Annotated in this window: 12 protein-coding genes; 3 read left to right on the top strand and 9 right to left on the bottom strand. The window is 69.9% G+C overall.

All coding sequences use genetic code 11. The annotated features are described in order from the left end of the window. The first annotated feature begins 89 nt into the window (after nucleotides 1-89). A complete protein-coding gene (locus tag ABD285_RS05285) occupies nucleotides 90-3,164 on the top strand; it encodes a DUF7507 domain-containing protein (protein WP_284254231.1) in 3,075 nt (1,024 codons plus the stop codon). Between the two features lie 5 nt (nucleotides 3,165-3,169). Here the strand turns inward: ABD285_RS05285 and ABD285_RS05280 are convergent, their stop codons facing one another. The 4 genes from ABD285_RS05280 to ABD285_RS05265 all read right to left on the bottom strand — a co-directional run bounded on the left by ABD285_RS05280 (nucleotide 3,170) and on the right by ABD285_RS05265 (nucleotide 6,136). Beyond that, the gene (locus ABD285_RS05280; RefSeq protein ID WP_425564941.1) at nucleotides 3,170-4,321 is read right to left on the bottom strand and encodes a serine/threonine-protein kinase; all 1,152 of its coding nucleotides are present in this window, start codon (nucleotides 4,319-4,321) and stop codon (nucleotides 3,170-3,172) included. A 2-nt stretch (nucleotides 4,322-4,323) separates the two neighbouring features. Beyond that, a complete protein-coding gene (locus tag ABD285_RS05275; RefSeq protein WP_284254228.1) occupies nucleotides 4,324-4,743 on the bottom strand; it encodes a hypothetical protein in 420 nt (139 codons plus the stop codon). A 73-nt stretch (nucleotides 4,744-4,816) separates the two neighbouring features. Continuing rightward, complete coding sequence (locus ABD285_RS05270; RefSeq protein ID WP_284255681.1) at nucleotides 4,817-5,434, bottom strand: TMEM175 family protein; 618 nt, start codon at nucleotides 5,432-5,434, stop codon at nucleotides 4,817-4,819. A 42-nt stretch (nucleotides 5,435-5,476) separates the two neighbouring features. Further along, complete coding sequence (locus tag ABD285_RS05265) at nucleotides 5,477-6,136, bottom strand: TetR/AcrR family transcriptional regulator (RefSeq protein ID WP_284254227.1); 660 nt, start codon at nucleotides 6,134-6,136, stop codon at nucleotides 5,477-5,479. Nucleotides 6,137-6,219: 83 nt separating this feature from the next. Here ABD285_RS05265 and ABD285_RS05260 point away from each other — a divergent pair, with 83 nt between their 5' ends. Continuing rightward, complete coding sequence (locus ABD285_RS05260; protein WP_344200849.1) at nucleotides 6,220-6,612, top strand: carboxymuconolactone decarboxylase family protein; 393 nt, start codon at nucleotides 6,220-6,222, stop codon at nucleotides 6,610-6,612. A 20-nt stretch (nucleotides 6,613-6,632) separates the two neighbouring features. On the opposite strand, the gene ABD285_RS05255 is transcribed toward ABD285_RS05260, so the two are convergent. Further along, nucleotides 6,633-7,658, bottom strand: a complete 1,026-nt coding sequence (locus tag ABD285_RS05255) for an aldo/keto reductase (protein WP_344200846.1) — start codon at nucleotides 7,656-7,658, stop codon at nucleotides 6,633-6,635. Between the two features lie 145 nt (nucleotides 7,659-7,803). Between ABD285_RS05255 and ABD285_RS05250 the strand changes: the two genes are divergently transcribed. Continuing rightward, entirely contained in the window at nucleotides 7,804-8,406 is a 603-nt protein-coding gene (locus ABD285_RS05250; protein WP_344200843.1) for a TetR/AcrR family transcriptional regulator, read from the top strand. Here ABD285_RS05250 and nhaB read toward each other — a convergent pair. The 4 genes from nhaB to ABD285_RS05230 all read right to left on the bottom strand — a co-directional run bounded on the left by nhaB (nucleotide 8,403) and on the right by ABD285_RS05230 (nucleotide 13,286). After that, nucleotides 8,403-9,905 (bottom strand): sodium/proton antiporter NhaB, encoded by a 1,503-nt coding sequence (nhaB, locus tag ABD285_RS05245; protein ID WP_344200840.1) that lies wholly within the window; start codon nucleotides 9,903-9,905, stop codon nucleotides 8,403-8,405. The two genes, ABD285_RS05250 and nhaB, sit on opposite strands and share 4 nt — an antisense overlap. Nucleotides 9,906-10,063: 158 nt before the next feature. After that, a complete protein-coding gene (locus ABD285_RS05240; RefSeq protein ID WP_284254226.1) occupies nucleotides 10,064-10,966 on the bottom strand; it encodes a carbohydrate ABC transporter permease in 903 nt (300 codons plus the stop codon). After that, nucleotides 10,963-11,889 (bottom strand): carbohydrate ABC transporter permease, encoded by a 927-nt coding sequence (locus tag ABD285_RS05235; protein ID WP_344200837.1) that lies wholly within the window; start codon nucleotides 11,887-11,889, stop codon nucleotides 10,963-10,965. The genes ABD285_RS05240 and ABD285_RS05235 overlap by 4 nt, the downstream gene beginning before the upstream one ends. 92 nt (nucleotides 11,890-11,981) lie before the next feature. Beyond that, complete coding sequence (locus tag ABD285_RS05230) at nucleotides 11,982-13,286, bottom strand: ABC transporter substrate-binding protein (protein WP_284254224.1); 1,305 nt, start codon at nucleotides 13,284-13,286, stop codon at nucleotides 11,982-11,984. Nucleotides 13,287-13,465 lie beyond the last annotated feature (179 nt).

The raw sequence follows: 13,465 nt of genomic DNA, 5'->3' as shown, positions 1-13,465 counted from the left end.
GGGGCTGGGAGCGCCGAGTCGCGATTCGCAGGGGGATCCGAGTGACCGGTCTGTCCGTACCTGGTTCGAAGCAGGGCAGGCGGGGCCTGTTGCCGGCACTGCGATCGCTGCCGCTGCGTCTCGCTGCGGCGGCGGGCGCCGCCGCGTTGATCGCCTCCGGCCTGGCCCTGGGTCTGGTCGCCCAACCGGCGAGCGCCGCACCCGGGAACCCGGGGGTGCCGAGCGACGGAACCCTCGTCTACCAGGAGGACTTCCAGAATGCGCCGGTCGCGGGCGCAACCAGGATCGCCGGTTACACGAGCAGCAGCGGAGCGACCTACACGGCGGACCCCGTGTACCAGAACACCACGCTCTGCAACGGGCTGATCTTCGGCCACCAGGCGACCAACGCGGCCCTCGGGGCGCAGAGCTTCTGCGGCGCGTCGAGCGGATGGTGGCCGAGCGCGCGGACGATCCCGTCCGGCATCGGGCTCTACAACGGCATGACCGACCCGACACAGAACCTCGCGGTCGCCGACCAGACCGTCGGCGGCACGTCGAACAACTACACCGGCACGATGCTGCAAGGCAACGGGATCACCGTGCCCACCAGTGGCCGGTTCCTCACGTTCTCCGTTCAGGTCGGCAACCTCTGCTCCACCGGAGTACAGGCGCTCGATCGGTTCTACCTCCTCGACGGAGGCAGTGCCATCCCGCTGAACACGACCGACTACAACATCTGCGCCGACCCGAATCGGCGCAGCTTCGCCGTCGACGCAGCGACCGTCACCGTCGGCACGTTCACCGGCAACCAGTCCGCTCTGGTCACCAGCTCGACGATCGGATTCCGCCTCACCAACCAGCAGCCGTCCGGTTCCGGGAACGACCAGGCGTTCGACAACTTCAAGATCCTCGACGTGACCCCGCAGCTGGACAAGGCCTTCAGCCCCGCGATCGTTCCGACCGGGGGCGCGTCGGCCCTGACGTTCACGGTCACCAACACGAGTGAGCTCGCCGCGAAGAACGGCTGGTCGTTCACCGACGCGCTGCCGTCCGGCCTCCGGGTGGCGGCGGTGCCGGCGATCAGCACCACCTGCCCGTCCGGCGTGGTCACGGCCGCCGCGGGCAGCACGAGCGTCGCCGCGACGGGCGACCTCGCCGCCGGCATGGCGTCGTGCACCGTCACCGTGCAGGTCGCCTCCGCGACCACCGGGGTCGCCTATACGAACGGCCCCGGCAACGTGACGACGGTCGGGCTGAACCCGCCGGGATCGAGCACGGTGCATTTCGAGAGCCCGGCCCTCACGTTGGTGAAGCACGCCGGAACGCCGACGGATGCCAACGGCGACGGCATCACGAATGCCGGTGACACGATCGGCTACACCTTCACCGTCACGAACACCGGAGACGTGGCCCTGACCGACGTCGGCGTCACCGACGCCAAGGCCGGGCCGGTCACCTGTCCGAGCACGACGCTCGCACCCGGGGACACCGAGACGTGCACAGCGGACGCGCTCTACACGGTGACCCCGGATGATGTGGCGGCGCACGCGGTCGACAACACCGCGACGGCCCACGGCACCCCGCCGAGCGGCGTGGTCACCACCTCTCCGCCGTCGACGACGTCGACGCCCGCCGCCGACCCCGCTCCGGCGCTCACCGTCGTGAAGTCGGCCACGCCATCCGGAGACGCGACCTTCCAGCCGGGTCAGACGATCACCTACGACTTCGTGGTCACCAACACCGGCAACGTGACCATGAGCGACATCGCGATCGACGATTCCACCTTCACGGGCACCGGCTCGCTGCCGACGCCGACGTGCGCGCAGACGACCCTCGCGCCCGGGGAGCAGACGCTCTGCACCGCCGACTACACCCTCAGCGGTGGGGATGTGGACGCGGGCAGCGTCAGCAACACCGCGACGGTGACGGGCACGCCGCCAGGATCGGAGATCCCGGTCCCCTCGGAGCCGTCGACCATCGTCGTTCCCACGCCCGAGGCGCCCGGGATCACCCTGAGCAAGACCGCGACGCCGACCACCGTCGACGCCGCCGGGCAGAGCGTGACCTACTCCTTCCTCGTGACGAACACGGGCAACGTCACGCTCTCGGCGATCGATGTGCCGGAGACCACGTTCACCGGCACCGGCACCCTCGGCGCGCTGGACTGCCCCCGGGAGACCCTGCTCGCGGGGCAGTTCGAGACCTGCAGCGCCGACTACACGGTCACCCAAGCCGACATCGACGCGGGCGGCGTCGTCTCGAACACCGCGACGGCGACCGGCGTCGCGCCGAGCGGCGTCGTCGCGCTGTCCATCCCCTCCACCGCGACGGTGAACGTGACGCGGACACCGGCGCTCACCCTCGCCAAGACGGCGGATGTGACGGCGGCGGCGGCGGGGCAGCATCTGACCTACTCGTTCCTGGTCACGAACACCGGCAACGTCACGATCACCGATCCGGTGATCGACGAGGGCGCGTTCTCGGGCAGCGGCGCGCTGTCGGCGATCCAGTGCCCGACCGGTCCGATCAGCCTCGCGCCCGGCGATGACGTCAGCTGCACCGCGGACTACACGGCGACCCAGGACGACGTGGATTCCGGGGCGCTCACCAACACCGCCACGGTCACCGGCACCCCGCCGGACGGCACGACGCCTCCCGTGTCGCCGCCGTCGACCTCGGTCGTGACCACGAGTCCGGCACCGGCGCTGACGATCGTGAAGACGGCCGACGCCGCGAAGGTCACCCGCGCGGGTCAGGTGGTGACCTACTCGTTCGCGGTCACCAACACCGGCAACGTGACGATCACCGACCCGGTCGTGCACGAGGGCGCCTTCACCGGTCACGGCACGCTCTCGGCGATCGCCTGCCCCGACAGCGCGTCGACGCTGTCACCGGCTGAGTCGGTCACCTGCACCGCGACCTACACGGTCGTGGATGCCGACCTCGTCCGCGGCTCCCGGCTGAGCAACAGCGCGACGGTCAGCGGCACGCTCCGCGGCGGCGGGACGATCACCAGTGATCCGTCCACGTCGCGGGTGCTCGTCGACCCGCCGGGCGGGCTCGCGCTCACCGGCAGCGACCTCCTGCTCCCGGGCGTCGCGATGGCGCTCGTGCTGCTGCTCGCGGGCGGTCTCGCGATCGTGATCCGTCGGCGGCGTGGAGACGGATCGCCGACGGACTGACGCCGCTACGGCGCGTAGGTCACGGAGGTCTGCTTCTCGAGCTGCTTCAGGTGCTCGCCGAGCGGACCGCTGACCGCCGGGTAGCTCGTCACGGGGTCCGGCCGCGGCGTGGCGCCGTGCGCGGAGACCATGACGAGGACGACCACGAGCACGACGGCGACCGCGAGCGCGAGGCCCGCGACGAGTTGCACCGCGCGGCGGCCCCGCATGCGCGGCTTCGCCGCCGCCGGCTGGTCCGGCGCGGGGTTCGCGGGCAGCACCTTGGTCGGATCCGGTGCCGCGGCCACGGTCATCGCCACCGTGGGGAGCTCGGCGAGGGAGGGGTCGTCGAGCGCGGGGGCCTGGAGCGAGACCAGCGCGCTCAACCGTTGGGCGGCCTCCGCGGCGGTGGGGCGCCCATCCGGATCACGCGCCGTCATGGTGCGCAGCAGCTCCTGCCAGGCCGCCGGAAGGGCGGGCGGGATGGCGGGGTCGCGCGCCAGCCGCGCCACCGCGGACTCGACCCCGCTGCCCGGGAACTCGCGCCGCCCGGTGAGGCACTCCAGCAGCACCAGCCCGAGCGAGTAGACGTCGCCGGCCGGCGTGGCCGGGCGGCCCTCGGCCTGTTCCGGGCTCATGTACCCGGCGGTGCCGATGACCGACCCCGTGGCGGTGATCTTCGCATCATCGACCAGGCGCGCGATGCCCAGGTCGGTGAGCTTCGCCGTCGGGCCCGACGCGTTGTCGTCGGGCAGGAGGATGTTCGCGGGCGAGATGTCGCGGTGCACGACTCCCTGACCGTGGATGTAGGCGAGCGCGCGCGCGACGTCGGCGCCGATCGCCGCGACCTCCGGGGGCGGCAGCGGTCCGCGCGCGAGTCGAGCGCGCACGTCGGACCCGTGCACGTACTCCAGCACGAGCACCCCGCGGCCGCGGTCGTCCGAGACCGCGTCGAACAGGGTCACGAGGGAGGGGTGCGACAGGCGCGCCAGCAGGCGGATCTCCCCCTGCTGGCGATGCAGGTCCTCGCCCTCCGCGAGCTCGCGCCGGAAGATCTTGAGCGCGACGTCCCGGCCGAGGCTCTCGTCGAGGGCTCGATACACCTCCGCCATGCCGCCGGTGCCGACCCGATCCCGGAGCCGGTATCGCGCCGCGATCAGGTCGAGGCTCTCGGTCACCGTCATCCCTTCGGCCCCGGGGGCTTCGGGCCGCCCTTCTTCTTCGGCGGCGTGGGAGCCTGCGTCTTCTGCTGCTCCTGCTGCTCCTGGAGCTGCTGGAGCCGGGCGCGCAGCTCGGCCGTGGTGGCGGCATCCTGCAGCTGGATCAGGTCGGCGCGCACGAGGGCGATCGACCGGGCTATCGCGTCGTGGCGCGCGGGCTCGATCGTGCCCTTCTCGGCGTCCGCGTCGTTCAGCCTCTCGAGCGCGCTCAGCCGGGTGAGCGCGGCGGAGTAGTCGCTGCCGGCCGCGGAGCTCGCCACGTCGAACACGGAGCGCTGCAGACCCCGCGCAGTGGCCGTCGAGTAGCCCGCGTTGCCCGCGCACCCGCTCAGCCCGATCGCGAGCGCGACGGCGGCCGCCGCCACGGGAATGCCTCTCATGGATCCAGGATGCCGGTCGAACGCTGGGCGCCTCCCAAGCTCCGAGCGGCCGTTCAGACCGGCGCCGAGGAGCTCACATCCCGGGAGTCGCGCGCCGTTGCCGGCGCGTCTCGCGCGCCCGGCGCCGCCACCCGGTCGCATCCGGGGCCAGGTGCAGCGCGAGCGCTACGCAGATGAAGCCGAATCCCGCCCAGTTGGAGAAGACCGCCAGCACGGCCGCCACCACGAACAGCAGGAACGCGAAGAGCGAGCGGCGACGGGTCGCCCGGTACTCGACCGGACTGAACTCGCCGGAGCTGCGCAGGATCTCCCGCTCGAACAGGTTGTACATGCCGTCGGTCACGACGAACAGGGCCGCGTAGACGAGGACGGGAGCGGGCGCGAACTCGGTCTGCGCCATCCACGCCGTCGTGAACGGCACGAGCGAGACGAAGAACAGGTGGCCGAAGTTCAGCCAGATCACCCGCAGCGACGGTGACGTGATGTAGGTCATCAGGTAGTGGTGGTTGATCCAGATGATCGCCACGAACGCGTAGCTGACGACGTAGCTCAACGCCACCGGCCACAGCGACAGCAGCGCGCTCAGCTCGGCGGAGGCCGGCGGCTTCAGCTCGAGCACCATGATCGTGATGATCACCGCGAACACCGCGTCGGTGTAGCCGGACAGCCGCTCCGGCGTGCTGGGGCTCATCTTCGACACGGCACCATCCTGCGCCCTCGCGCCGGCGTCGGCTCACCCGCCTGCGTGCCGTGCAACCCGCAACCCTTCGACCACCGCATCGAGGATCCGCGTCAACGTGGGCTGCAGATCGACGATGGCGTGCGCCAGGCGCGGGTCGCGCCGATACACGTCGCTCAGCACCTCCCCCGGCGTCGACATCTGCCACATGGTGCCGGCCACCGAGATCGCCGTCGAGATGACATCGACGGCATCCTGCTCGACCAGCTCGGGCAGGACAGCCCGCAGCGCTGCGCCGATGCGGTCGACCTCCCCGTGCGTCACCAGCTTGTACTCCCGGACCGAGTCGACCGAGACGTTGCGCTCGAGGCTGAGCGAGACGTGACCCAGCAGGTCGCAGAACAACGGGCGAGCGGTGAGGGTCGCGGAGACCGCCCCGCCGACGTCACGGGGATCGTCCAGCATGGCCAGCGCCGCGCTCAGCTCGGGACCCCACCGCGCCCATTCGGCCGCGGCGAGACGGAGCAGGATCTGCTCCCGGGTCTCGAAGTAGCGAAGCAGCGCCGACTTGTGCATCCCGATCTGCTGCGCGATGCCGGTCAGCGTCACCGAGCGCACACCGTCGCGCGTCGCCAGCGCGCGGGCGGCGTCGAGGATCGCGGTCTCACGGGAGCGCTTGGCGTCGGCGGTGCGCGCGCGCTGGAACTCGGACATGCAGTGAGCGTAACGCGCCTGGGTTGCGTTAATAACACAACCATGTTGTACTAGGTGTTCTCCGAGAGAGACAGGACCCCGTCATGACCCTCGCGTCCGACCGCGACTACTCCGCAGCGCTGGAATACGCCGGGCAGCTGCTCGGCACACCCCTCGAGCCGTTCCTCGCGGCCACCCCGGGCGAACCCGCCAACGGCGCGGACTTCAAGCGGATCGCCACCATCCAGGCGTTCACCGACGCGTGGCCGCGCACCGACGACCTCGACCACCGCACCCGCGGCCTGGTCTCCGTGGCCATCGCCGCCACGCTCGGGACCCTCGAGCCGCTCCGCGGCCAGATCCGCATCGCCCTCAACAGCGGCGCCACCGCACGGGAGGTGGTCGAGGTGTTCGTGCAGGTCGCCGCCTATGCCGGCGTGGCGAGGGCATTCGAGGGGTACGGAGTCGCGGCCGCGGTTTTCGCCGAACGCGCCTGACGACGCCGTGTCGGCGAAGGTCAGCCGGCGGAACGCTCCGCGGGGGGCCGTCGGCGCAGGGCCGCAGCGCCGACCTGCGGACCCCGGTAGACCATGTCCATCGCGCCGATGCTCTCGCCCGGGGGCACGATCGCGTCGATCCGGTCGAGCACCTCGTCGGAGAGCGCGAGGTCGACCCCGGCCAGGGTGTCCTCCAGCTGCTCCATCGTGCGCGGTCCGGCGATGGCCGACGTGACGCCCGGGTGCGCGATCGCGAAGGTCATCGCGAGGTGGGTCAGCTTCACGCCGAGCTCCTCCGCGAGGGCGACGAGCTGCTCGACGGCGGCCAGCCGACGCTCGTCGCGGAAGTGGCGCATCCCCGTCCGGGTGGAGCGGAAGTTGTCGTTCTCCTGCCCCGACCGGTACCGCCCGGTCAGCGTGCCGCCCGCGAGCGGGCTGTAGACGAGCGTGCCCATCCCGTAGCGCTCGGCCACGGGCAGGATCTCGCGCTCGATCTCCCGGTCGAGGATCGAGTAGTTCGGCTGCTCGGTGCGGAAGCGCTCGAAGCCGCGGCGCTCCGCCATCCACTGCGCCTCGACGATCTCGGAGCCGCGCATCGACGAGCTGCCGACCGAGCGGACCTTGCCCTCCCGAACGAGATCCGTGAGGGCCGAGAGCGTCTCGTCGATGTCGGTGTCGGGGTCGGGGCGGTGCAGCTGGTACAGGTCGATGTAGTCGGTCTGGAGGTGACGCAGCGATCGCTCGACCGCCTCCCGGATCCAGCGCCGCGACGCGCCCCGATGGTTGACGTCGTCGTCGACGGGCCCCCAGAACTTGGTGGCCAGCACCACCTCGTCGCGGCGCCCCTTGAGCGCCTCGCCGACCACCTCCTCCGAGTCGCCGTAGCGGTCGGCGGTGTCGACGAAGTTGATGCCGGCATCGAGGGCGCGGTGGATGATCGCGACGCCGGCGCTGCGATCCGGGTTGCCCAGCGAGCCGAGCATCATCGCCCCCAGCGCGTAGGGCGTGACCTTGATGCCGGTGCGGCCCAGCGTGCGGTACTGCATGGTGTGCTCCTCGTCGCCGCGATCGGGACCGCGGCGGCATAGTGTGGTGAGAGACGGAACGACACTCCGGATATAACCGGAACATGGTTCCGCTTAAGACGACCATATGCGGAACAGGGTTCCGCCGCAAGTCTCGGATGCCGCCATGCCCTCAGTCCCGACCGCGGAGAGCCCCAGCGACGCGCCGCGCGTCATGCGCGCCGATGCGCGGCAGAACCTCGACGCGCTGCTGGAGGCCGCCAAGACGGAGTTCGCGGCATCCGGCGTCGATACACCGGTGCGTGCGATCGCCGACCGCGCGGGCGTCGGTGTGGGCACGCTGTACCGCCACTTCCCTCGACGGTCCGACCTCATCTCGGCGGTGTTCCGACGCGAGATGGATGCGTGCGTCACGGCGGCCACGGAGATCGAGGCGTCGTTCCCGCCCGACGAGGCGCTCGATCGGTGGATCCTGCGGTACACCGAGTTCCTCGCCACCAAGCAGGGTCTCGCCGCGGCGCTGCACTCGGGCGACCCGGCCTACGCTCCGCTCGCGGACTACTTCTCGGCGCGGTTGACCCCGACCCTCGAACGACTGCTCGAATCGGCGCGGCGCTCGGGGGTGCGCATCCAGGATGTCGACGCCGGCGAGTTCCTGGGCGCGGTGGCCAATCTCTGCCACGGCGCCGAGCAGCACGGCCGAAGCCCCGCGCACGCGGAGCGCATGGTGCGCCTGCTGCTGGCCGGGCTGCGCGCCTCGGACGGCTAGAGCAGGAACACCGTGGCCAGGTATGCGGTGACCGAGAGGACCGCTGCGTAGGGCAGCGCCATCCACAGCATCCGGACGTAGCCGAGCCGGATGAGCGGCGCGAGCGTCGACGTGAGGAGGAACAGGAACGCCGCCTGCCCATTGGGAGTGGCGATGCTCGGGATGTTGGTGCCGGTGTTGATCGACACGGCGAGCAGCTCGAACTGATGCCGCGAGATGTCGCCGGCGTGGAAGGCCTTCGCGATCTCGCTGATGTACACGGTCGCCACGAACACGTTGTCGCTGATCGCCGACAACGCGCCCGACCCCAGGAAGATGAGCGAGAGCTGGGCCCGTCCGTGCTGCGCCAGCACGGTGTCGATGATCGGCGCGAACAGGTGCTGTTCGTGGATGACGGCGACGATCGCGAAGAACGTGACCAGCAGCGCGGTGAAGGGCAGCGCCTCCTGGAACGCCTTGCCGATCGCGTGCTCCTCCGTCACTCCGGCGAACGCCGTCGCCAGGACGATCACGGCGAGCCCGACCAGGCCGACCTCGGCGAGATGAAGGGTGAGCCCGACGACCAGGGCGACCGCGGTGAGCCCCTGGATGAGCAGTCGCGCCCGCGCGCGGGCGTCACGGCCGCCGCTCTGACCCTCGTCCCAGTGCTCCATCACCGAGCGCACCGAGTCCGGCAGGCGCGCTCCGTACCCGAACGATCGGGTGCGCTCGAGCAGCGCGCACATCGCGAGCCCGACGATGACGACGGGGATCGAGACCGGCGCGACGTGCAGCAGGAACTGCCCGAAATCCCACCCCACCGTGTCGCCGATCAGCAGGTTCTGCGGCTCCCCCACGAGCGTGGCCACGCCGCCGAGCGCGGTGCCGACCAGCGCGTGCATCATGAGGCTCCGCAAGGAGGCGCGGAAGGTCTCGAGGTCGCCCTCATGGCGCTCGTGCACCAGACGGTCATCGCTGTGATCGTGGAGGTCTCCCGCGCCGCGACCGGAAGCGAAGCGATGGTAGACCGCATACAGGCCCGCGGCCACCGCGATGACGACCGCCGCCACCGTCAAGGCGTCGAGCACCGCCGACAACACGGCTGTCATCGTCGCGAAGGCCAGAGACAGCAGCACCTTGGAGCGGACCGCGACCAGGAGCTTGGTGAACAGCAGGAGCAGCAGCTCGCGGATGAAGTAGATGCCCGCCACCATGAACATCAGCAGCAGGATCACGGTGAAGTTCGACCGGGTCTCCTCGAACACCGCCTGGGGCGACGCCATCCCGATCGCGACCGCCTCGATCGCGAGAAGGCCCCCGGGCTGCAGGGGGTAGCACGTCAGCGCCATCGCGAGGGTGAAGATGAACTCCGCGACGAGCAGCCAGCCGCCGACGAACGGATCGATCAGCAGGAACACGACCGGGTTCGCAACGAGGAACGCGACGATGGTGATCTTGTACCAGCGCGGCGAGTCGCCGAGGAAGTTGCGGGCGAGGGAGGACGGCAGGGCTCTCAGCACACGGCCTCCCGTTCGGTCACGGCACAGATGCCGGCCGACCAGACTTCCCGGCGCTCCGGCACCAGCCTATGCGGCGGGGTCGTGCCGGCGGTCGGTACCCCGCCTGACCCGGGTGCTCTGAAGCTACCTCTTCGCCTTCTCGAGTGCGTCTCATTCGCCTAAAGCTTCACGCCGCCGGAGAGCAGGTCGACCTTCCAGAACCGCTGCAGCGACAGGAAGATCGCGGCGAGCGGCACGATCGAGAGGAACACCCCGCCGATCACGAGCGAGAACTGATTGGGCTGCCCGCCGGTCGGCATGATCATGCCGTACATCCCGAGCGTGAGCGGATAGAGCTCGCGGTCGGTCAGCATCACGAACGGCAGCAGGAAGTTGTTCCAGACGCCGATGAACTGGATCAGGAACACCGTGATGAGCGCGGGCGACATGAGGCGCAGCCCGATCGAGTGGAAGATCCGCCATTCCGAGGCGCCGTCGAGGCGCGCGGCCTCCATGATCTCGTCCGCGACCGACGCCTCGGCGTAGATCTTGCAGAGGTAGATCGCGAACGGGTTCACGAGCTGCGGCAGCAGCACGCTCCAGTAGGTGTCGGTCAGCCCCACCGGTGCCAGCAGCAGGTACTGCGGTACCGCGAGCAGCACCGGCGGCAGCAGCACGGCCGCCACGATCGAGCGGAACACGAAGCGGCTGCCCCGGAATCGGTACTTGCCGAGCGCGTAGCCGGCGGCCGCCGCGATGAAGGTGGAGAGGATGCCGCCGCCGACCGCGTAGATCACGGTGTTGAGGGCCCATCGCACCCAGATCCCGTGATCGTAGGTCAGGATGCCGACCATGTTGCTCCCGAACGCCCCGTCGAACGACGGCACGAGCGGGGGCGTGGAGAACAGCTCCCCGTTGGACTTGGTCGCGGCGATGAGGATCCACAGCACCGGCACGAGGCAGTAGACCGCGCCCGCGAGCAGGATCAGGGTCGGCACCCAGCTGACCCGTCGCGCGCCGGGCCGGCCGTCACGACTCGGCCGCAGAGCGCTGCGGCGACGGGATGAGACGACCGCGGTCATCGGGCGCTCCTTCTGCTCAGGCGGTTGCCGACGACGTTCACGAGCACGGTCGCCACGACGGTCATGACGAGCAGCGTGAAGGCGCTGGCGGCTCCCCCGTAGATGTCGTTGTTGACGAAGGCGTCCGAGTAGACGCGCATGAGCGGCACCCAGGTCGAGCTGATCGCGTTGGTGAGCGGCTTCAAGGTGGTGGGCTCGTTGAAGAGCTGGAGGGCGCCGATCACGCTGAACAGTGCGACGAGCGTCATGGCGGGGGCGATCATCGGCAGCTTGATGCGCACGGCGATCTGCAGCTCGCTCGCGCCGTCGATCTGCGCGGCGTCGAAGAGCTCGCGGGGGATGGACTGCAGGGCGGTGTAGAGCACGACCATGTTGAACCCGAGCACGCCCCAGATGGCGACGTTGGCGACGGCGAAGAAGATCGTCGTGTTGCCGAAGTAGTCGATGAACTGACCGCCGATGGGGCTCGTCGCGGGGAGGTAGAGGAAGCCCCAGAGCAGCGAGGCGATGACGCCCGGCACGGCGTAGGGCAGGAAGATCGCGAGCCGGCTGAAGCCGGTGAGACGCGCGCGGTTCGCGTCGAGGCAGAGGGCGAACAGCGTCGCGAGGATGAGCACCGAGGGCACCCCGACGGAGGCGACCAGCAGCATGCGCCCGAGGCTCGCCCAGAACTCGGGGTCGGCCAGCGTCGACGCGTAATTGGCGACACCGGCGAAGACCGTCTCGGTCGAGGTGCCGAGCAGGCCGCCCGAGACGTGCACGCGCAACAGGCTCAGCACGAAGGCGTAGACCGCGGGAGCGAACGTGAACAGCAGCAGCAGCGCGACGGCGGGGGCGACGAGCACGACCGGCAGGATCGGGCCGCGCCGTCGGCGCCGAGCGGGTGCGGGTCGCGCCGGGGCTGCGGCGGGGACGGTGGCCATCGGCTTCCTTGCGGGGTGGGAGGGGCGGGAGCAGGGGGAGGCGGGATGCCGGCGAACGCGCCGCCGGCATCCCGCCCGAGTGAAGCAGACGGCTACTTGACCGTGTAGCCCGCCTTCTTCATGTCGGCGACGGAGGCCTCCTGCACGGTCTTCAGGGCGTCCTGGAACGAGGTCTTGTTCTGGACGGCCTTGCCGAAGGCGTCGGAGTAGGCGTTGAACGTGATGTTCGCGTTCGGGCCCCAGATGTCGAAGCCGCGGACGTGCGAGGCGAGCTGAGCCATGAGCGCGTTGTAGTCGGGCTGGGTGCTCATGAACGGCGGCGGCGTCTTCAGCGCCGGCAGCGACTGGTACTTCGCGGACGCCGGGAAGACCTGCGCCTTCGTGATGAGCAGGTCGATGCCCTTCTCGCTGTTGTTCATCCAGTCGACGAACTTGGCGGCCTCGGCGGGGTGCTTCGAGTTCGCGGTCACGCCCTCGACCTCACCGCCCCAGGTGCCGATCTGCTGGTCGCCCGCCGTCCACGACGGCACGGGGGCCGCCGCCCACTTGCCGGCCGTGTCGGGCGTGATGGAGGGCAGCTGGTTCGGCGCCCACTGCCCCGAGATCCAGCCCACGATGTTGCCGGTGTTCATGTCGGTGTTCCACTGGGTCGACCAGCTCGGCCCGGGCGCCACGAGGTCCTTCGTGAGCAGGTCCTGCCAGTAGTTCGCGACCTTCTGCGTCGCGGCGTCGTCGATGTCGACGGTCCAGGTCGAACCCTTCGCCGACCACCAGTTGGCGCCCGCCTGCTCGGCGAGGCCGGAGAACCACTCGGGGCTCGCGGCGTCGAAGTTGCTGATGTACTGCTTCGGGTTCTTGCCGTGGATGATCGCCGCGTCGGCCGCGAACTCGTCCCAGGTGGCCGGCGGCTTGGTGATGCCGGCCGCCTCGAAGAGGTCCTTGCGATAGAAGAACACGAGCGGGCAGATGTTCTGCGGCACGCCGTAGGTCTTGCCCTCGAACCGCACCCGGTCGAGCACGTTCTGCGAGTAGTTGTCGAGCGACGAGATGTACTTGTCGACGGGCACGATGACCTTGTTCGAGATCATCAGCGGGATCGCGGGGTACTCGATCTCCGCGATGTCGGGGTTGGTCCCCGCCTTGTTGTCGGTGATCAGCTTGTTGTAGAGCGTGTAGCCGGTGCCCGAGGGCTTGATGAGCTTGACCTGAATCTTGGGGTTGGCGGTGTTCCAGGCGTCGACCACCTTGTCCATGCCGTTGTCCCAGTTGACGAACGTCAGGTTCACGACGCCCGAGCCGTCGGACTGACCGCCGGAGGTCGAGCAGGCCGCGAGGCCGCCGAGCGCGACGAGGCCGGCGAGCGGGATCGCCAGGCCGCGCAGGAGCTTCTTGTTCACGTGGTGCATCTCCTTTGATGTGATGTCGCAAGGGTGCGGGGTTGGCACGCCGATGTGGGCGGAATGCGCATTCCAGTCGACCCTAGGATCGTCCGCATGCGCTGTCAAGGCGGGCGGCCGGTTCGTCCCCATCATCCGATGATGGCGTGGTGTGCGACCGGTCCAACCGTCTAGGGTCG

The organism is Pseudolysinimonas kribbensis, from assembly GCF_039531715.1.
In the GTDB taxonomy this organism is placed as follows: domain Bacteria; phylum Actinomycetota; class Actinomycetes; order Actinomycetales; family Microbacteriaceae; genus Pseudolysinimonas; species Pseudolysinimonas kribbensis.
Note: the sequence above shows the minus strand (reverse complement) of the source record. Positions and strands in the feature narration are given on the sequence as shown.